The organism is Gillisia hiemivivida, from assembly GCF_007997295.1.
Classification (GTDB): Bacteria; Bacteroidota; Bacteroidia; order Flavobacteriales; family Flavobacteriaceae; genus Gillisia; species Gillisia hiemivivida.
On sequence record NZ_VORY01000030.1, the window covers coordinates 1 to 19,622 of the forward strand.

The 19,622-nt window shown below is 34.7% G+C and carries 18 protein-coding genes and 5 pseudogenes; 5 read left to right on the plus strand and 18 right to left on the minus strand.

Going from position 1 to position 19,622, the window contains the following annotated elements; genetic code table 11:
- Positions 1-398: 398 nt before the first annotated feature.
- The 8 genes and pseudogenes from ES724_RS15445 to ES724_RS15480 form a co-directional block, all read right to left on the minus strand.
- Positions 399-590: pseudogene (locus ES724_RS15445) on the minus strand (transposase); the annotation flags it as partial.
- 164 nt (positions 591-754) lie between these two features.
- Positions 755-1,348 carry a GNAT family N-acetyltransferase gene (locus ES724_RS15450; RefSeq protein ID WP_146934649.1) on the minus strand — a complete coding sequence of 198 codons (594 nt, stop codon included), beginning with the start codon at positions 1,346-1,348 and terminating at the stop codon, positions 755-757.
- 20 nt (positions 1,349-1,368) lie between these two features.
- Positions 1,369-2,769: an amidohydrolase family protein gene (locus tag ES724_RS15455; protein WP_146934651.1), complete on the minus strand. Its 1,401-nt coding sequence runs from the start codon at positions 2,767-2,769 to the stop codon at positions 1,369-1,371.
- A 10-nt stretch (positions 2,770-2,779) separates the two neighbouring features.
- Positions 2,780-3,592: a phosphate ABC transporter ATP-binding protein gene (locus ES724_RS15460; protein WP_146934654.1), complete on the minus strand. Its 813-nt coding sequence runs from the start codon at positions 3,590-3,592 to the stop codon at positions 2,780-2,782.
- Positions 3,589-4,437 carry a phosphate ABC transporter permease PstA gene (pstA, locus tag ES724_RS15465; RefSeq protein WP_146934656.1) on the minus strand — a complete coding sequence of 283 codons (849 nt, stop codon included), beginning with the start codon at positions 4,435-4,437 and terminating at the stop codon, positions 3,589-3,591. Before pstA ends, ES724_RS15460 begins: the two co-directional genes overlap by 4 nt.
- On the minus strand, positions 4,430-5,302 hold the full coding sequence (pstC, locus tag ES724_RS15470; RefSeq protein ID WP_146934659.1) for a phosphate ABC transporter permease subunit PstC: 873 nt from the start codon (positions 5,300-5,302) through the stop codon (positions 4,430-4,432). Before pstC ends, pstA begins: the two co-directional genes overlap by 8 nt.
- The gene (locus ES724_RS15475) at positions 5,283-6,119 is read right to left on the minus strand and encodes a phosphate ABC transporter substrate-binding protein (RefSeq protein ID WP_146934662.1); all 837 of its coding nucleotides are present in this window, start codon (positions 6,117-6,119) and stop codon (positions 5,283-5,285) included. Before ES724_RS15475 ends, pstC begins: the two co-directional genes overlap by 20 nt.
- Before the next feature lie 387 nt (positions 6,120-6,506).
- Positions 6,507-7,133, minus strand: a complete 627-nt coding sequence (locus ES724_RS15480) for a DEAD/DEAH box helicase (protein WP_146934665.1) — start codon at positions 7,131-7,133, stop codon at positions 6,507-6,509.
- Positions 7,134-7,678: 545 nt separating this feature from the next.
- Between ES724_RS15480 and ES724_RS15485 the strand changes: the two genes are divergently transcribed.
- A complete protein-coding gene (locus ES724_RS15485; RefSeq protein ID WP_146934668.1) occupies positions 7,679-7,864 on the plus strand; it encodes a hypothetical protein in 186 nt (61 codons plus the stop codon).
- A gap of 613 nt (positions 7,865-8,477) precedes the next feature.
- Here ES724_RS15485 and ES724_RS16845 read toward each other — a convergent pair.
- Positions 8,478-8,561 (minus strand): annotated as a pseudogene (locus ES724_RS16845) (type 1 glutamine amidotransferase domain-containing protein); the annotation flags it as partial.
- A 236-nt stretch (positions 8,562-8,797) separates the two neighbouring features.
- Here ES724_RS16845 and ES724_RS15495 point away from each other — a divergent pair.
- The gene (locus ES724_RS15495) at positions 8,798-9,862 is read left to right on the plus strand and encodes a methyltransferase (protein WP_146934671.1); all 1,065 of its coding nucleotides are present in this window, start codon (positions 8,798-8,800) and stop codon (positions 9,860-9,862) included.
- 118 nt (positions 9,863-9,980) lie between these two features.
- On the opposite strand, the gene ES724_RS15500 is transcribed toward ES724_RS15495, so the two are convergent.
- The 4 genes and pseudogenes from ES724_RS15500 to ES724_RS16850 all read right to left on the minus strand — a co-directional run bounded on the left by ES724_RS15500 (position 9,981) and on the right by ES724_RS16850 (position 12,983).
- Complete coding sequence (locus ES724_RS15500; protein ID WP_146934674.1) at positions 9,981-10,250, minus strand: hypothetical protein; 270 nt, start codon at positions 10,248-10,250, stop codon at positions 9,981-9,983.
- 361 nt (positions 10,251-10,611) lie between these two features.
- On the minus strand, positions 10,612-11,655 hold the full coding sequence (locus ES724_RS15505; RefSeq protein WP_146934676.1) for an IS5 family transposase: 1,044 nt from the start codon (positions 11,653-11,655) through the stop codon (positions 10,612-10,614).
- 121 nt (positions 11,656-11,776) lie between these two features.
- A pseudogene (locus ES724_RS15510) lies at positions 11,777-12,448 on the minus strand (pyridoxal phosphate-dependent decarboxylase family protein).
- Positions 12,381-12,983, minus strand: a pseudogene (locus ES724_RS16850) (pyridoxal phosphate-dependent decarboxylase family protein). The pseudogenes ES724_RS15510 and ES724_RS16850 overlap by 68 nt, the downstream one beginning before the upstream one ends.
- Between ES724_RS16850 and ES724_RS15530 the strand changes: the two are divergent.
- Positions 12,936-13,642, plus strand: a pseudogene (locus tag ES724_RS15530) (glycosyltransferase). The pseudogenes ES724_RS16850 and ES724_RS15530 overlap by 48 nt on opposite strands.
- Before the next feature lie 477 nt (positions 13,643-14,119).
- Here the strand turns inward: ES724_RS15530 and ES724_RS15535 are convergent.
- Positions 14,120-15,091: an NAD(P)-dependent alcohol dehydrogenase gene (locus ES724_RS15535; RefSeq protein ID WP_146934687.1), complete on the minus strand. Its 972-nt coding sequence runs from the start codon at positions 15,089-15,091 to the stop codon at positions 14,120-14,122.
- A 408-nt stretch (positions 15,092-15,499) separates the two neighbouring features.
- Between ES724_RS15535 and ES724_RS15540 the strand changes: the two genes are divergently transcribed.
- Positions 15,500-15,988, plus strand: a complete 489-nt coding sequence (locus ES724_RS15540) for a YybH family protein (protein WP_170249914.1) — start codon at positions 15,500-15,502, stop codon at positions 15,986-15,988.
- A gap of 270 nt (positions 15,989-16,258) precedes the next feature.
- Complete coding sequence (gene tnpA / locus ES724_RS15545) at positions 16,259-16,696, plus strand: IS200/IS605 family transposase (RefSeq protein WP_146934727.1); 438 nt, start codon at positions 16,259-16,261, stop codon at positions 16,694-16,696.
- A 57-nt stretch (positions 16,697-16,753) separates the two neighbouring features.
- On the opposite strand, the gene ES724_RS15550 is transcribed toward tnpA, so the two are convergent.
- The 4 genes from ES724_RS15550 to ES724_RS15565 form a co-directional block, all read right to left on the minus strand.
- Complete coding sequence (locus tag ES724_RS15550; RefSeq protein ID WP_211362777.1) at positions 16,754-17,026, minus strand: serine hydrolase domain-containing protein; 273 nt, start codon at positions 17,024-17,026, stop codon at positions 16,754-16,756.
- 194 nt (positions 17,027-17,220) lie between these two features.
- The gene (locus ES724_RS15555) at positions 17,221-17,994 is read right to left on the minus strand and encodes a type 1 glutamine amidotransferase domain-containing protein (RefSeq protein WP_146934692.1); all 774 of its coding nucleotides are present in this window, start codon (positions 17,992-17,994) and stop codon (positions 17,221-17,223) included.
- 20 nt (positions 17,995-18,014) lie between these two features.
- Positions 18,015-19,016, minus strand: a complete 1,002-nt coding sequence (locus ES724_RS15560) for an NADP-dependent oxidoreductase (RefSeq protein ID WP_146934695.1) — start codon at positions 19,014-19,016, stop codon at positions 18,015-18,017.
- Positions 19,017-19,027: 11 nt separating this feature from the next.
- Positions 19,028-19,606, minus strand: a complete 579-nt coding sequence (locus ES724_RS15565; protein WP_146934698.1) for a TetR/AcrR family transcriptional regulator — start codon at positions 19,604-19,606, stop codon at positions 19,028-19,030.
- Between the last annotated feature and the right edge of the window lie 16 nt (positions 19,607-19,622).

Consider the following 19,622-nt stretch of genomic DNA (forward strand, 5'->3'; position numbering starts at 1 on the left):
GAAGTTAAGCCCGTTAGCGCAGATGGTACTGCATTTTTGTGGGAGAGTATGTCGTCGCCTTTTTTTTGAAAAGCACTTATCGTAAGATAGGTGCTTTTTTTGTTTATATCAATATCCTAAAACCCCTGCATCTAACGATGGAGGGGTTTTTTGTGTCTGAAACTTTAGGAACATAACGGATCAAGTCAAAAACTTGTGGGGTTCTCGGATCATGCAGAAATATTTTTCTAAATTGTAAAAGATCTACATTCCTAACTCTTGTAATCTGTGTTTTAAAAGTTTTAGCGTTTTATTATTATATGACTAATCAATATCCTTTTTGGAATAAGCCCTTCAAGGGTTTGAAACCCTTGAAGGGCTAGTGTCGGATCAAACCATATTATTGGGGAGCTCAAAAATTATGCATATAATTTAGTTAGTCTATAGAGGAAGAATTTCACATCCCTGACACCTCTAAATGAAGCTCTGAATTCTTTTATTTTTGCGTTAAAGGATTCCGCTGAAGCGTTGGTGCTTCTGTTGTTAAAATAGTTTAGGATGGTCTCGTAGTGCAGTTGTACGGATCTTGCAATGGTATTAAAATATTGAAAGCTTCCTTAGGATGTCCGATCAGGGATTGCAGCAAGCTACCCTGTAGCGCGGAAAGCCCGGCACAAGGCGCAGCCGAAGTGGGACGCAGGAAAACTATAAAAAGTGGAAATATTCAAAATTGGATTCTCTTTATTTAATGGAGAACCTTAAATTTTAGAAGCTTTTATTTAAAACCACATTTATTTTTCAATGCATCCTTAACAGTCTTGACCCACTCATCCTTTAAAATACTTAGAACAATACTATCTCTTCGACCGCTTGGAGCCATACAATTACTACGTAATATTCCTTCTTCTACACAGCCGATACTTTTCATAGCTGCAATGCTTTTCATATTTGTAGCATCCGCTCTAAATTCAACACGATCTAGATTCATTATTTCAAAAGCATACTTAAGCAATAGAAACTTACAATTTTTATTTAAGCCAGTACCCTGAAAATCTTTACCATACCAAGTATAACCCAGTTGGACCGTGTTGTGAGCTTTTCTATAATCGTAAAAACGAGTAGATCCTGCAATTTTATTTGTGCGTTTATCCAATATAATAAATGGATAAGAGGTTTGTAAATCTCTATCTCTTAATGCCTTATCAATATAATTTTTCAAATTCTCTAAGCCATTAGCAGGAATCAATGAATATTTCCATAATTCAGGTTCATTTAAAGAAAATTCTTTTAAAAGAGAAATATCCTTTTTTTTCAATGATCTTAATAAGACAATCTCATTCTCTAAAATGATCTCATTTTTAAATTCCATACAGCTTTTAAGCTTATTGTTTAGTTCTTTATATCTTTCAGCAAATTATCCAGCATCATCTTATCGTATACTTTTCCTTTAACAATTGTGGCTTTAATACTGGTGAGGTTTTTTATGTCCTTTAATGGGTTTTTCTCTAGAATCACCAGATTTGCTACTTTGCTTTTAGCAATACTACCATAGAACTTGCCCAACCCGAAGAATTCAGGACCGTTTACAATTGAGGTGATAAGGGCTTGTTTTGGAGTAAGTCCAGCATCGACTAAACTTTGTAATTCCATCAGTAAGGATTCTCCTGGATATACAAACGAATTAAAAGCTCCGGAATCTGATCCTGCCAGTAATTTAACTCCAGAATCATATAAAGGAACAATCATTTCTTTTGCCAATATTCCTAATTGTGATCTGGAACTATTTCCTTGATTTTTTGCTTTTATTGCTGTTTCAAGTCTTCCTTTATATGTTTTTTGTATCCCTATCCCTATATAATTTAATAGACTGTCTTTTGCATGATCTACTTCGGATAATTCTGAAAGGACAGTTCCAATATATAATGTGGGTGTGATATAAGTATTTTGAGATGCCAATTTATTAAAAACCCTATTTGCTAATTCGGGATCATAAGATGTTACTATTTCGGGAAACATAGAATAGCTCGGATTCACTTTTGTTAAACTATCGGCTAAAGGAGAACAAGCTTTTATTACATAATACATATGTTCTGTTCCATCCAAACCAAGCTCAGTTGCTGTAAGTAGATCTGCGCTCAAAGGCATATGACCTGTTGTTTTTAGACCTCGTGTTTCAGCTTGTTTAATAATTTCATAAAAAATTTCTTTTTTAAGACTTCCATCATACATTTTTACGTAATCTACTTCTAAATTCTCTAAAGAATCTAGGGCAGAGGTTACATCTTCTTTTGTTTCCACAATTATGGATCCCGGCCATGCTGGTTTTTTTCCGTCTAGTTTTGGACCGGAAGTTAAAATCACCGGGCCTTTCAGTTCTTTTTTAGCAATTTGATTCTTCCAACTTAAAACACTTTGAGTTATATCACCTCCAGCGTCTCGAACATTAGTAATACCATGTGCAAGATATAATGGAAGTAGATTTTTGTTTTCCTCGATAAGAGAATCACCACCTCTAAAATGAACATGGTTGTCCCATAAGCCTGGCATTACAAAATTATTATTTGCATCGAATTTTTTTTCAGCTTTGTATTTATCTAAATTGGCCATATCATCTACCAATCTTATGGTATCCTTTGATATCGCTATTAATTTAGAGTAGGTTAATGTATCACCAAGCACATCAATTATAGTGGTATTGGTAATTATTAAATCATATTGTTGTGTAGGTTTTTCAGAATTACATGAGCTGAAAAGAAGTAAAATTAAGAGTGATCTTAGAAAATTAGTCATATTTTAATTTTTAACAAGCGCAGTATTGATCCTTTAAATATGCTTTGGTTTGAGAATTTTGAGGGCAAGAGAATAGCGCTGAAGCATTACCTTGCTCAATAAGCTTTCCATCACATATAAAGATCAAATGATCTGCAATTCTTTTGGCTTGCTGTATGTTATGTGTTACAAATACAATGGTATATTCTTCTTTTAATTTAACCATCATATCTTCAATAGCCCTAGTAGATAAGGGGTCTAATGAGGAAGTAGGTTCATCTAAAAGGATCACTTCCGGTTTAACCGCCAAAGTACGGGCGATACATAAACGCTGCTGCTGCCCAATGGATAGTGAAATTGCTTTATCATTTAACCTATGAGAAACTTCTTTCCAAAGTGATACTGTCTTTAAGTTTTCCTCTACAATTTGTAATTTTTCAATTTTACTTAGTTTTTTTAAATGCCGAATTCCAAAAAGCACATTTTCCTTGATAGATTTTGGAAAGACACAGGGCTTTTGAAAAACCATTCCAATTTGTGTCCTTAAACTTGCAATATCAGTATCTGAAGTTAAAATAGAGCTGCCATTAAAATTGATATTTCCCTGTGTAGTGATCCCGTCCACATCATCATTAATTCTATTGATACTTCTTATCAAAGTAGATTTTCCACTACCAGATGGTCCAATAATACATGTGATCTTATTTTTGGGGATATTCACATCTATGGCATCTAGGATATGATTTTCCTTGATCCAAATATGGAGTCCTTCTAATTTTATAATATCCTCTGTTGTTTTTCCAACTACAGATAATTTTGATTTTAGGATATGTTGTTCCATCATCTTTTTGAAATTGTTTGATGCTTTAATCTAAAGCAGAGTGCTGATATGCTAAATAATACCACCAATGTTACCAGAACTAAACTTGAACCCCAGGCATTTTGCAAAGCATCTGGGTTGGTGGCTTGTTGGGCAAGCGCTAATATATGAGTAGGTAAGGTAGAAACCGGTTCAGAAAATGAATTAGGAAAGGCTACTCCAGAAAAAGCGGTAGCAATGAACATTATTGGAGCTGTTTCTCCGATAGCTCTGGCCACACCAATAAGCAATCCTGTTACTGCTCCACTAAAACCCTGTGGTAAAAGCACCTTTCTTATAACTTGCCATTTTGTTAATCCTAGAGATAGAGAGCTTTCTCTATATACCGTTGGGATGCTATTTATGGAATGATATGTAGAAAGTGTAACCGTTGGTAAGATCATCATGGCAAGTATAATTGAACCTACTATCCATGAGATTCCCATACCTAAGATATTTACAAATAAAATAAGTCCGAAAATACCGAATATTACGGAGGGAATTCCATTCAAACTATAGATAAGGGTGTTTATAATTGCATGTAGCTTTTTGCTAATTACATATTCACTCTTGAAAATAGCGGTTCCAATGGCTACAGGTAAACAGATTAATGCTGAAAACAGAACCATTAAAACACTTCCAGCTATTTGATAAATGATGCCGCCAGAGGCTCCAAAGTTTGAGGAAGCTTGGGACAAAAAGTTAAAATCAATTGCGGGTAGCCCATTCCACAGGATCACCCCAAACAAAAAGAATAGAATTGTTGTGCTTAAAATCACCGCTATCCAGGTAGCGTAAGTAAATAGTTTATTTTTAAGCTGCCTATTCATATAATCGTTCTGTTTTCTTTGATGAATTTTGAGCTAATACCGTAAGGAATAATACAATTGAAAATAAAACTAATCCCATAAAGATCATTGCGCTAAAATGAACAGATCGAAAAGAGGTTTCTGCAATCTCTCTACCTAATTTGGAAGTTACAGTTTGTCCCGGGGATAACCAGTTCAAGAGAGGACTTGGCAATTTATCTATACTTCCTACAACCAACATTACAGCCATGGTCTCACCCAAAGCTCTTCCAAACGCCAATAAAATTGCACTTTTTACATCTGCCCTGGCTATAGGCATCAGAACTTCCTTAATGATTTCAGAATTATATAGACCTAGACCCTTTGCGGTTTCTCTATATTTTTCAGGGATATTATGAAAAGCATCATCTGTTAAAGTGATAATGGTTGGAAGTATCATAACAGAAAGTAATATACCAGCAGTAAATAAGGTTCTGCCAGATTGAAGATCAAATAGGTCTTGAAACCAAATGCTTAAAAATGCAATCCCGATCAATCCATAAATGATCGACGGAATTCCAGCTAATAATTCAAGCACCGATTTTACTACAAATCTATATTTGGAAGCTAAGATCTCACTGGTAAAGATCGCTGTAAAAGTACCTAAAGGAATAGCGATTACTAAAGCAATAAAGGTTACAACAAAGGTTCCATAGAGCATGGATATAATCCCGAACTCACCTTTTGCCGGATTCCAGCTTAAACTTATTAGATCTAAACCGATAGTACTAATAGCTTCCCAGCTATTTAATAATAAAATTATAAAGATCAAAAAGACAACAAAAGCACTAATTAAAGTGCTTGAATAAACATAGTATTTTCCAATCTTATTGGTTGATCCTAACATAACCTGCTTCTTCCACTATTATTTGTCCTTCAGAACTCAAAAGATACTCAATAAAATCCTTAACAGCTCCTGTTGGTTTACCGTTCGTTACAATTAATAGATCTCTTGTAATAGGAAATTTATTATCTATTATATTTTTTAAACTTGGTTCTATTATGGTTCCATCCAACATTTTGATACTTAAGCCTTTTACATCTTCATTTAGCCAAGCATTAGACAGCATTCCAATTGCTGCATCACTTTGTACGATAGCCGTTTGTTCTTCATTATTAGAACCAAGAACAAGATCTGCTCCCGCTGCAATTGCTTCTTTATCTCCCAAAACAGTTTCCATGAATACATGTCTGGTCCCTCTGGAAGCTTCCTTGTCTATCACTAAAATTTCCTTGTCTGGCCCTCCTAGTTCGTTCCAATTTCTAAATTCTCCACTATAGATTTTAGCTATTTCTTCTAAAGTTAGCGAAGTAATACCAGAGTTATATATCTCTGAAGAAACAACTGGAACTACAGCATCTTTTCCAATAGAGATTGGATTAAAGTTGACCATTGGATAAGCAACTACCTCCTCTTGAGTAATATCTCTGGAGACCATCCCTATGTCTAGTTTACCTTCTCCTAATTGATTTACGCCTACGCCAGAACCACCCTCGTTTACAATAATATTAAGCTCTGGATTGGTTTTCCTGAATTCTTCTGCCGCGACAGAAATAATTGGAAGAACGCTTGTGCTGCCTGCAATGTTTATAGCTTGTTTTTTATTACAGGAAGTTAGAATAAAGCATACTAGAAGTGCCAGTAGGGTATAGGTGTTTTTCATTAAAAAATATTTATATTGATATTAAAAATTATCATTGCATTCGTTCAACATAAAGATATACGACGAAAAACTATTCTTGGCTTACAAAAAACAGAATATTTTTATTTTTTAAAAAATCCTAATGACTAGTATGGCGAGCGCGCTAGTTTAGGTTCCAATTGAAATTTTGAAAAAAGGAAAGATAATTATTTAAAAAGACATCTTTAAGGAAGATATCTATGGTGTGGTAGAAAATGTGTAGTATAAAATATAATTCTATAGAATACAGTCTACTGTCAGCATTATACCTATCTGGTGCAATAGGTTAAAATCTCAAAATCAATTTTCTAGATGATTAATTTTGGAGAGCACTTATAAGCCAAATGAAGGGTAAATAGTTTTTGCTATTTAAGCTGAAGCTTCTTTAATAGTAACTTTTACTGCATTCTTCATAAAAGTTTCTTCTAATTTCTCCAATTTTTGAGTCATATTTTCTGTAAAAACTAAATACTGACATTTAGTAATGCTTTGGGAAATCCTATATATAGCTTCATAGGCTGATCTTTGTAGTAGATCATGGGCATCTTCAAGAATCATCAGTTGAAGTTCCCCTAAATTAATACCAGTAATAGAAAAGAGCTTATTTATTCTTTTTGGAGTTGCGATGACAATATCTACACCCGCATAAATATCATCTTTTTGGTGATCTATATTTTGCTCATCGTACGCACAATAGGTCCTAAGATCCATATATCTTGTGAACTCCTTGAATTTTTCCTCTAGAGCTAAAGCCGATTCTTTATCTTTTACATATATCAATGCTCTAGGGGCATCCATATATGCCTCCGATTCAAGCTGTTGAATTGTACTAATGATCATTGCTGTTGTTTTACCAGCACCTTCTGGAGCAATACCATAGAAATTAGCACCACTCTTTATTTTTGAAATACTTTTTTTCTGAAATGGAGTAGGAACTTCAATTTCAAGACGTTCAAGAGCTTCTTTTAATGGTGTATTCAGTTTCTTAAATGGCATGCGCTAATGTTTTGTAGTAGCTGAATAAGTTTCAGCAGCTATTTTTATTTTGGCAAAAGTACAACCAAATTATTGAGATCACAGGCTTACTAGGAACAAAGCTTTGGATAGCAGTTTTTTATATTAATTATTAAAATAAGCTGTATTTGAGTTAGAAAATATCCTAAAAAGCAAGCTAATATCTATTTTTTTGTTAATAACCTAAACTATACGAAGTGATAATACATTTAGTATTTGTAATATAAATCTTAATGATATTCTTCAAATGCCTGCTATTACTAAAAAAAGAATATTGGCTAAGGCTTATATTTTCCTCTCAAAAAAAAACTAGAACTTTTATATTAAAACTTATTCACAATTACCTGTTTTTAGATTTTAGTTAAACCGATTGGTTGTAATCATTAAATAGTTTTTATATCTTTGATTATCAAGCTTTAAGATTATTTTTTTAAGCTGATGTCCCCGTATTTACTTTCCGATTACCGATTTAAACCTACTGATTTTGTTATTTATGGCTATAGATATGTAACCAAAAATTAACAGATATGAAAAATCAATTACTCAGAATTATTGCAGTTGCAGTTGTGGCTTCTATAGTCCTTATTAGTTGGATGAAATCTAGAAGTGATGCCAATGCAGATTATGAATCGAATAAAGTGGAAATTAGAGATTCTCAGGAAAGTTCTTCTTCACAAGTGGGCTATATTTCTGTAGATGAAGCTAAGAGTTAGAAGCAATTTTAATTATTTAGAATTCCTCTATTTATATGCACTGCATATAAATAGAGGAATTCTATGTTCTAATTTTTGAAATTAACTTTAAGAATAAAACTCCATTTCATGTTTTCCATAAAATGTCCCTAGTAATAAATGAATAGAAGTAAACCCTATTCTTATGCCATATTTACGTCAAATAAATATCCTCTGAGAGCAGTAATTCTCATTGCTTCTATTTCACAAAGTTATTCTGAATACTGAAATTTTATTTTTAGCTCCCGGCTTTTTCGGCCATCATACCCAAAATCATTAATAACAAAAGAGTAAACCTCTATTGGATATAGATCATCCATTTTTTAATCAATTCTATGGATGCAAATAAAATCTTTGGCATCGCTAGATCTGGTGAAAATTATTCGATCAAATTTGTTTTTTAGTTTTCGACTTGGTTATTTTGTCTGGAGTGAATATTCTATTTAGCAGGAACACCTCTGATTTTGAAGCAATATATAGTGAAGGACTCCACTTCATTAGAAGCTCTGTAAAGGCATTTAAAACGAACTAATAAATCAAAAAAATAGCCCGTAACCCTTAGGATTACAGGCTATAAAATATAAGTGATTTTTATTTATTTCAGCGACTCGTATAATTGATCGGCTACTTTATTAGAAGATGCAGGATTCTGGCCGGTGATTAAATTCCCATCCTGTACTAAATGAACATTCCAGTTAGCTGCTTTGGGTATAAGATAGATTAATTTTAAAAAATAAAAAGGTGTTTGTCCACCAGTGGTAAAGATAGTTAGAAGGTTGGATTCCATTTTTTTAAAACCCATTATATTGTAACGGTTGTTTTATCGAATGATTATTTCATCGTTCTTATCAACTCATAAGTCGCATAAATTGAAAGAAAGGATTTCTTACCTTCGTGCAAAAGGAAAACGGATCCATGAGAACAGATTTAAAAGTCAACAAACCATTGCCAATTCCATCTGATAATAAAACAGAGGCGTTTATTTATGGGACAGATTTTCGGCAGGCTATTCAAGTATTAGAAGCTGGAAAACAGGTATTGGTTACAGAATTTTATAGTAATGGATTGTCACTTCTTAATGAGTTACACATATACTTGAATAGAAAGTTTAAGAACAAATCTTTTCAGGAACAGCGCGTGTATCGATCAGAATATCATAAACTTTCGAATCTAATATTAATAGAAATTGTAGATCATAAACTGGCAGTGAAGAAAGCTCCTTCCATCGGCTGGTTGGAAAAACTCTACCCGGAAACCAGTAATTTCTTGCTTAGCTTTCCTCAAGTACAAGGATTAAATAGCGCATGGCAATGGTATAAAAACGGTATTTCTATTCCTGTACTCCGCAATAAACTACATCCATATTATGGAACTTATTTTCCTACTCGTTTCGATCATTTGATACTTTTTGATAATTGGTTAAAACATTATGAAGGCCCTAAAAAGTCGGCTATAGATGTAGGGGTAGGATGTGGAATACTTTCATTGCAAATGATAAAACATGGCTTTCAGAAGGTTTTTGGGACAGATACTAATCCCAATGCGCTTATTGGCTTAACGGAGTTTATGGGAGATACAAAGCTATCTCGAAAGATAGAATTAGATTTCGGGCATCTTTTTGGTAAATGGGAAAAACCGGCAGAACTCATTGTTTTTAATCCTCCCTGGTTGCCGCAATCTTCTGAGCTGAATAAGCTTGACGAAGCAATTTACTATGATAAAAATTTATTCCCGGATTTTTTCGAAGAAGCAAAACAAAGACTATTACCCGATGGAAAGCTAGTGCTTATTTTTTCGAATTTAGCTGAAATAACAAATGTGACCCAGGAGCATCCTATTAAAAAGGAATTAGCCGAAGGTGGAAGATTTAAATTGGAAAGATGCTTTAAAAAAACAGTAAAAGTTGCTTCCAAAAAAACAACGCGAGACTCACACTGGCGTTCTTCTGAAGAAGTAGAGCTATGGGTGCTTACTAATTAGTAGCTGTATAATCAAATTCGCTTCATAATAAAATGAAAGATTTGTCAATCTATCTAACAATCGAGCACACCCAAGTGAAGTCCTTATAAAAATCTACTGTAGTGGTAAGAATACAGTACTATAGATCTACTGGCATAGACATCTTAATAGGTTCCAAAACCGTATGTTTCTCTTTCATAGCCTGGTTTTTCGGGTCTTTAATAATAGATTTCAGTTTTTCTAAATCGGTAACTTCAAAAACTACTAATATCGAATTTGGGTCATCTGAATCTTGAAAGGTTTTAAAACTAGATACAGCAGGAGCAAATAATGATACTCGATCCTGATGTCCTTTTAGCCATAAATTAATATCCCCTACTTTGTGTCGTGCTACAATTGTTTTGTTCATTTTAATTGAATTAAACTTATGTCTACTCTAACCGGTTTTCAACATCCCCGCTGTTAGTTAAAATTAAGACTTGGTATTGTAGATTCATAGGAGTAATCTCCCCCATGTTTGACACTTGAAATGCTTCGAATATACCCTATTTGGATTTGGAAACAGGATCCTACCTACTCGCTATTTTATTTTTTAATTTATTCCTTCTTAAATATAGCACTAGCTCCCATAAGTGTGTAGAGACCGTTGCAAAATGCAATAAATTACTCCAATCCATTTTTTAGATGGATTTCCGATTGTTTTTTTCAAGAACTGTAGTTTTTACTTCGTTTTTTTGTCTTTAGGGTTTCATTTTCTTACTGTTTTTCTCTTAGTTTTTACAATTAGACGCAATTATCCCTGGACTTCGATACAAATTATAGCACATGGCCTCCATCAGGTTTTGAGTATGCATTTTTTCCATTCCCCGGTATCTTGCCAACCCTCCGTTGAACCATCTTTTTATCCCGCCAAATGTCCGCTCTACCTTAAACCTTGTTTTACCGATTAATTTATTGAACTTCTTCTCCCAATAGGTCAATGGTTTATTCTTTTTTGCCTTTTTTAGAATATGATTTTTCAAATTTCTTTTTTTCAACAGCTCTGTGTTTTTCTTAGATTGATAGCCTTTGTCGGCTTTTAATGGAATATCTTTTGGCAAGTCTACGTTCACTGTTTCTAGCACTTCTTCTAAATTGGCTATCTCATTTTTACTTGCTGTGGTGGTCAATACTCCTAAGACAAGTCCTTCTTGGTCTGTAACGTGATGTTTTTTAAACCCAAAACGATATTTCCCGCCTTTCTTTAGCCAGGTACCATCTTTGTCTACACTTTCGGCATACTCTTTTTTTACTGCTACCTCTTGGTCTGAGCGATCTTCAGTTACCTTGTGATTGGTCTTTCCTTTTGGTCGAAGTGGCGTGTCTATGACACTGGCATCCACTATGATTCCTTTTTTGACAATGATCTTGTGAGCCTCAAGCTGGTCATTGATGGAACCGAAGAGCTTCTCAAAGGTCTTGGTTTTCGTTAGTGCGGTTCTAAATCTGCTTAAGGTACTATGGTCGGGTGCAACTTCATCTATGTGCATTCCACAAAAATAACTGAATGAGATACTATCGTTCAATCGGTCTTCTACTTCATAATCACTCAATCCGTACCAACTTTGCAAAAGACACATTTTAAACAACAACAGGCCGTTATAGGAAGGTTTGCCCACAGCACTTTTCCCTTTGGAATAATCAGCATCTATTAGTTTTTCGATTTTGTCCCAATCGATCAACGCATTTATTTGATTAAAAAATGTTGTTTTTATCTTTCTTGCTCGCAAATCACAAATTGTGTCTGCTAATGTGGGTTGTTTCTGTAATTTCATATAGTAAAAATAAGACTTAACCAATTAAATATCAGTTGATTAAATTATTTTTATACTCCGATTTTGAACAATTTATCCCTTGCAACGGTCTTTGTGTATTGCTAGGATTAGCAGTTATTTTTTAATTGGATAATTCTTCGACTTTTTCTTTAATGATTTTAAGTAACAGATACATTTGTTCCAAATGGGTCCTAAATATTACAACCGCTACCCGTATCCAATAAACGCCATTTACAGTGGTGGAGGATAGGAAGATTCTTCCATCTTTTTGGATGGCTTGGGTTAGCTTTTTATTAAAGGAGTTCGCATCTTCATGTATTGGAATATATCGAAACATTGCAACAGAAAGCTCGGGTTCTGGCCCTGTTTCAAATCCTTTTATCTGATTTATTTCCTGATAGAAATAACGGGTTAGATGTAATTTTTCTTCTAAGGAAGCTCTAAAGGGTTTTAAACCATAAAGTTTTAACGGTAGCCACATTCTAATCCCTCTAAAATGCTTGGTTAATTCAGGAGATATATCTGCATGAGAAATTTCTTCATCAGCCTCTACCGCATCTTGCATGTAATCTGCTAGAAACAGATATGCTTTTAATAATTTTTCCTTGTCTTATATGAGTATAGTACCAGTTCCGAAGGGTAAAAAAAATGTTTTATGAGGATCTAGGGTAATTGAGTCAGCTTTTTCAATTCCTTCGAATTTTGAACTCATTTCAGAAACCAACTTAAAGAAACCGACATAAGCCGCATCTACATGGAACCAAAGTTTGTGTTTTTTTTGCGATTTCAGCAATTGGGTTTATAGGATCAATTGCCCCAGTATTCGTTGTTCCGAAGGAGGCATTGACAAATAAGGGAATCAAGCCGTTCTCTTTATTTTCAACAATTGCTTTTTCCAACTCCTTTACTGAAAGTCTTAACCCATCATCTAAAGGGATATATGGTATATGAGCTTCAGATAAGCCTGCAATTCTAATTGCTTTCTGAATAGAATGGTGGGCTTGTTCTGAAAGGTATATAACAGTTTTTTAAAAATCTCGCGCTTTGAGATCAAAAGATTCTCTTGCTGTTACAACAGCAACGAAATTGGCAATAGATCCTCCGGAAGTTAAGTTCCCGGTTGAGGTTTCCGGATATCCCATTAACTTACACATCCAGCGGATGAGCATATTTTCTAATCGAACAGCTCCCGGAGTAGCAAAAAATAAACCTTCATACTTATTGTTAACTGCAGCAATATAATCGCCAAGGGCAGAAGGGTACAATCCTCCCCCTGGAATATATCCCATATGACCTCCCGAAGCAGGGTTTATACCTACTTCATCCATATTCTGGGAGGTGCATTCTTGGCTTATATTCCTCAAAATGACTTTACTCAGTTTAAACTTGAGCGATGGGATGGTACCTATGGTTTTGCTTTCTTAATAGTTGCTAGTGGTTTTTCGATTTTTAAAATAATTTTTTTCATTTATAATTTATACCTGTATTTCAGGTATAAATCTATTAAATCGGTTACCGATGATTTATTACAAACCTGTACGGTAATTGTTCCAGCACATAATGAGGGGAAGCAAGTATGGGCTACTTTAATGAGTTTAGCAGACAGCGATTTTCCTGAAGGAAAATTACAATTGCTTGCGATAGACGATGGAAGCAAGGATGATACTTGGTATTGGATGCAAGAAGCTAAAAAAGCATTGGGAGATAGGTTGTCCATTTACCAACAACCTGTAAATAAAGGGAAACCTCAAGCCTGTATAGAGGCTTTAATCCAGTTTTATTCTTGAGCTCTACCCTCTTAAGTATATTAATTTTATCGAGTTTCCCGGTGTTGTTCTATGCTAAGAGATATCGACTATCTGAATCTTTTTGGGCTTATTCTTACAGTATCTTATATACCTTTGGTTTGTTTTGGATTACTCCCTATGCCATCGCCACTGCAAGTAAAAGTGGTTGGCTAACTCGAGAGCTGGTTGATAAGAAATAAGAGGGAAAGATTTTTTTGTGGCTAGTAAGCTGCTGAATTATCTGATTATTCAGGTAGACGGGAATCTATTTTATCTGATTCAACTCTAAAGTTTTATTTTAATTTAGTATTGTCCGGTAAAAAAATTCAGGATTTCGGTGAGGCTAGAAGTAACGCGGATTAAGACTGTTTTCAATGTTTAGGAGCTTGCTATAGGAACACAGAATTATTTTTTCCTTTTTCAAAAATTTATACAGGTTAAAATATTGATTTTCAATTAGTTGGAATAAAGTCTTACCTCTTGAATCTAGCAGCGCAGCGATCTTATATCTTTTGTCGGACGACATTGATTTTAATACTTAGCTATTTGCTGGCAACCGGTATTGATAGTAATGTTTTTAGTGTCGAATTAAATTCTATGATCCGGCCAAGGGAGACCCGAAAACGCCAACAGAGCCAGATACGTCCATAATTGGTAGTACTTATGTTGTAACTCCATTATTTTAGTATTTCAACCACAATTTTCCCTTGATGTTTGCCCTCTCCAAAATATTGAAGCAGTTTGGGTATTTCCTCAAAGCTATGGCCCCCATCAATTACAGACTTAATTTTCTTTTTTTCAACAAGTTGAGTGATATAGGATAAGTTCTTATTAGGTTTGAGGCTCAGAATTTTTAGCTTTTTATTGCTGAAAACAGAAATTAGGGAACCTAAGAAAAGTATTTCAAAAAGTCTCGACATAGAACCCCCTACAGTAATGTAAATGCCATTTTTTCTTAATGAACCTGCATATTTGAAAGCAGACCGATTGGTTTTTGTATCAAGTATAAGATCATACTTTTGCCCATTTTCGGTAAAATCCTCTTTTTTATAATCTATGACCGTATCGTAGCCTAGTAAGCGCAACATTCCCAATTTCTCCTTACTATCCACTCCGCACACTTCGGTATCGTACAGTTTTGCAATTTGAATTCCAAGAGTTCCCACGCCGCCTCCAGCTCCATTAATCAATATTTTCTGTTTGGGTTTAATCTTTCCTAATTCCACGAGTCCTTGCAAGGCTAAGAGTGCAGCGTGTGGTAATGCTGCTGCTTCGATGAAGGATATATTTGATGGCTTTTGTGATAAGCTATGTTCTGGAACACAAACAAATTCAGCAAATCCGCCAAATCCAGACTCCGATAAGTCTCCATAAACTTCATCGCCAGGTTTCAGCTTTTTTACGTCTTTTCCCACCGCTTCAATCTTGCCAGATATATCGACCCCAGGAATATTGATCTTAGATTTATTTAGACCGTATAACATTCGAATAATAAAGGGCTTGCCTCTTACTAAGCCCCAATCCCAGTCATTTATAGATGCTGCGTAAATCCTCACTAAAACTTCATTGTCCTTAGGCTTCGGTTTTTGAACCTCTTTAAGTTGAAGTACATCGGGTAAACCATATTTTTCGAAAACAAATGCTTTCATAAGAATCATTGAACTTTGTTTGTTTATAATGAGGTAATATGGTCTTCGGTTTAACACAGAGCCGCCCCGACGTTTCGGGATTAATTTTTCTCATTTTAAAAGCCAAAACAGCCCATTTCACTATCGCGTAATAATCTATTTGGCGGTCTTTGCAAATTAACATTAAACTTCGGTTTAGCACTTATTAGTTATTTTTTATGCCTAGGATTAATACTTTAAATTTCAGCAACTAATTTATTGTGAGGGTATTAAAAAAATATCTCCTATTTGTTAACATTATGAATTATAATTACAGAATAAGTAGGAATTTTCAGTATTATTCAATCATAATACTAATGTATCCATATTTAATATAGTTATTTTCAAGTCTAAGTTGTATATTCATCATTCAACCAAAAATTAATGATTATGAAACAATACATTAGACAATTTGGATTATTGGTATTTACTGTTTTTACTTTAGCTGCGTGCAAAACTGCTGACAAAGAGGAAACAGTTGATATGGAAAAAATTAAAGGCGAAATTCAAGCTATGGAAGACGCCTATGCAGCAGGCGAAAAAAATAAAGATGCCGATGCTGTGGCAGCATATTACAGCGATGACGCTATTAGCTATAGCCGTAACAAGAGCCCACTTATGGGTAAGGCAGCAATCAGGGAGTCTTTTGCAAATAATATTGCAAAAGATACAACAGGAAATTATAGTCAATATAAAATTGTTGATTTATTTGTGGAAGGTGATGCAGTGGTGGAGATAGGATCCTGGACCGATTTCGACCCTTCCGGTAAAGAATTGGAGAATGGAAATTACATGTCGTATTTTCAGAAACGTGATGGAAAATATGTATGTGTTCGAGATATGAGTACAACTACTAAAGCTGTTAAGTCAGGCATGTAAATCAAAAAACACTTCAACTTATATAACTCATTTATGCCACCAGTCTTGGCTAACCGAAGTAAAGTGGACTAAAGCCGACAATCCCGATAATTATTGGGATTGTCGGCTTGTTTTTTTAAATGCTCACTAAAAAATCGTTTTCACTGAATTACCCACTATTTGCGGGTGACCTATATTGTGCCCAATATTTTTTATTGGTCTCAAAAATAGTTAAAACTATGCACTTTAGTGCATTTCGCTTTAGCTTCTAAAAAGACCTACCTTCGTGTTATGACAGACCAAAGAAGTAATGGACATACAGTTTCAAGGTTATCTGCTCACATAGTTTGGAGTACTAAGTATCGTTATTCTATTCTAATAGGGGATATACAAACTCGTTGCCGAACCCTTCTGATACAGATATGTGAAGCTGAAGATGTCATAATTTTGAAAGGAGTTATATCCAAAGACCACGTTCATATGCATATTGAATATCGTCCATCGATGAGTATAAGCTATCTGGTAGAGAAACTTAAGGGCAGGAGTTCTCGAAAACTTCAACAGGAGTTCCCTTCACTAAAATCAAAATATTGGGGTCGTCATTTTTGGGCAATAGGATATGGCTGCTGGAGTACAGGAAATATAACCGATGAAATGGTGAACGAATATTTGGAACATCACAGAAAGCCAGGTGATGGTGAAAACACAGACTTTATATTGGAGAAATGACCATTGGGTGACTTTGAGTCACCAGCCCGAAACTATGGACTTCAAGTCCATAGTGGTTCATTTCATATTATATGGAATGTAGTCTTCCCAGAACCAAGGGGTAAAGCTATCTCCAATCGATAGTTGCAGGACTTCCTTAAAAATACTTTCTGCATTATCGCTATTCGACATCAACAAAATTCCCATGTGCTTTTCGGGAAAAAGAATAGAGTAGTGCTGAAATCCTTCTCCGTGCCCTTCTTTAAAACACCCTTCTCCATAAGGTGTTTTCAATAGCCCCCAACCTAGGCCGTAACTTAATGCTATGCTATCATTTTCATTTGTTTGCACTAGCAATTTTTTTAGCTGAAAACATTCTCATTTCAATTTAGGATTACTGAATTCAAGGTTTTTTAATTCCATGGTGGGTAGTTATGAACTTCTATAGTTACCTTGATTTACTCTAAAAAAATTGTAGGCTGTAAAGAACAAAAAAAAAGCCTGTAAACCAAAGGGCTACAGGCTTTAATATAAGTACGATATTTCTATTTAAGCGACTCGTATAATGTTTCGGCTACTTTGTTGGATGAAGCCGGATTTTGTCCGGTGATCAAATTTCCATCTTTCACCACATGAACATTCCAGTTAGCTGCTTTGGAGAAAATACCTCCATTTTCCTTTAGCATATCTTCCACTAAAAATGGAACTACATTAGTTAACTGCACCGCTTCTTCTTCAGTATTTGTAAAACCGGTTACATTTTTACCCTTTACTAAAGGCTCCCCTTCTGCATTTTTCACATCTTTCAAAATTCCCGGGGCATGACATACAAAAGCAATCGGTTTTTCCTGCTTATTAAAAGTCTCGATCAAAGCTATTGAAGTTTTGTCTTCAGCAAGATCCCAAAGAGGACCATGACCCCCTGGATAAAATACTGCATCAAAATCCTCTGCTTCTACTTCTTCCAGTTTTACAGTGGTATTAATTATTTCCTGTGCAGATTTATCTTTATTAAAGCGCTTGGTAGCTTCTGTTTGACTTGCTTCTGCTTTACTTCTAGGGTCTATAGGAGCTTTTCCTCCTTTAGGTGATGCAACCGTAATTTTCACCCCTTTATCAAGCAAATTATAATATGGTGCAGCAAACTCTTCAATCCAAAATCCTGTTTTTTCGCCTGTATCACCTAACTCATCATGAGAGGTTAAAACAAACAAGACATTCTTTTGATCATTATTTTGTTGTTTGCTATTTATTTGCTGGCTGTTAGCAGTTAAACTACTTAAACTTAGTGCCAGTACTATCAAATATGAATATTTCATTTCTTGCATTTTATTATTTTTTATAATTTCACTACCATTTTACCCTTGTTCTTTCCGTCGAAAAGATCTAAAAATGCTTGAGGTATATTTTCAAAACCTTCTACAATTGTTTCAGAATAACTAAGCTTATCTTGATTTAACCATTCAGTTAATTGCTTGATTCCTGCTGGATGTTTATCTGCATAGTCGAAGACCACAAAACCTTGCATAGAAGAACTTTTCTTTACCAAAAATGGTTGCACGCTAATGCTCTTTGGAAGTTCAGTATTATTATAAACAGAGATTGCTCCACAATTAATAGTCCTTGAGAACTTATTGATGTTAAAAAGAACAGCTTCAGAGATATCACCTCCAACATTGTCAAAATATACATCTACACCATCTGGACATGCTTTGGCGATTGCCTCAGACATATTTTTAGTAGTGTTGTAATTAATACCTTCATCAAAACCAAATTTAGATTTCAGCAGTTCCACCTTTTCATCTGTTCCTGCAATTCCAACTACTCGTAATCCTAAGATCTTACCAATTTGCCCTACTACGCTACCAACAGCACCTGCTGCTCCAGATACAAGTAGAGTTTCACCTTTCTTTGGTTTTCCTATTTCAGTTAATCCCAAATAAGCAGTTAATCCGGTCATCCCTAAAATCCCTAAATACGCTGATAATGACGCCTTGTCTGGATCTACCTTTAAAAGACCATCTCCTTTTGCTGTTTGTGTTTCTTTCCACTCTAACATTCCGGACACGTGATCTCCTTTACTAAAGTTGCTGTTCTTAGATTCTACAACTTCTGCAATGATTCCCGAAACAATTGGTTTATTTAACTCAAATGGTGGTATGTAGGAAGGAGCATCGCTCATTCTCCCTCTCAAATATGGGTCGACAGAAACATATTTAGAATTAAGCAAAACTTCACCTTCCTGCAATTCAGAAATTTCAGAAGTAGTGAAATCAAAATCTTTCAAATCTGGTTTTCCAGCTGGTCTATTCTTTAAATTAATTGTTTTTGTTGTGCTCATGATTTTTATTTTTAAATTTTAATACTATTCCATGCCATTTTATAGGCTTCATCTACGTGCGTAGATGATAATTCATACAGCTCTCGCTGTTGCATATTCATTAAAAATGCGATAGGGTAAATGCTAAATGCATATAGCATATATGGGGAAACTTGTTTAATGATCCCTTCATTCTGCCCACGTACCCAAAGATCTAATAGTGGTTGCAGGTGTTTTAAGCCTTCTTTTCTGCTAGGTTCATCTATCATGGGGGTATTATCACATTGAGAAAGGAACATAGCTTCTTCCACTTCTTTCAATTTGAATACTGCGATATTCTTCCAGATCTTTTCAAAACCTTTTTCAACAGAAAAATGTTCTTCATAATCCATAAAAGCAAAATCACTAAATGAGGCCTTTACTTCAATATAAACTTGATTTATCAAGTTTTGTTTATTTTCAAAATAGAGGTAAATGGTCCCAGGCGAAATCCCTGCCATCTTTGCAATCTTGGACATAGGAGTTGCATGAAAACCGTTGTTATTAACAAGTTTAATTGTAGCTTTTACAAGTGCTTCTCTTTTATTTTGACCTTTTGAAGTTGCGCTCATATTTGAAGATTCTGAC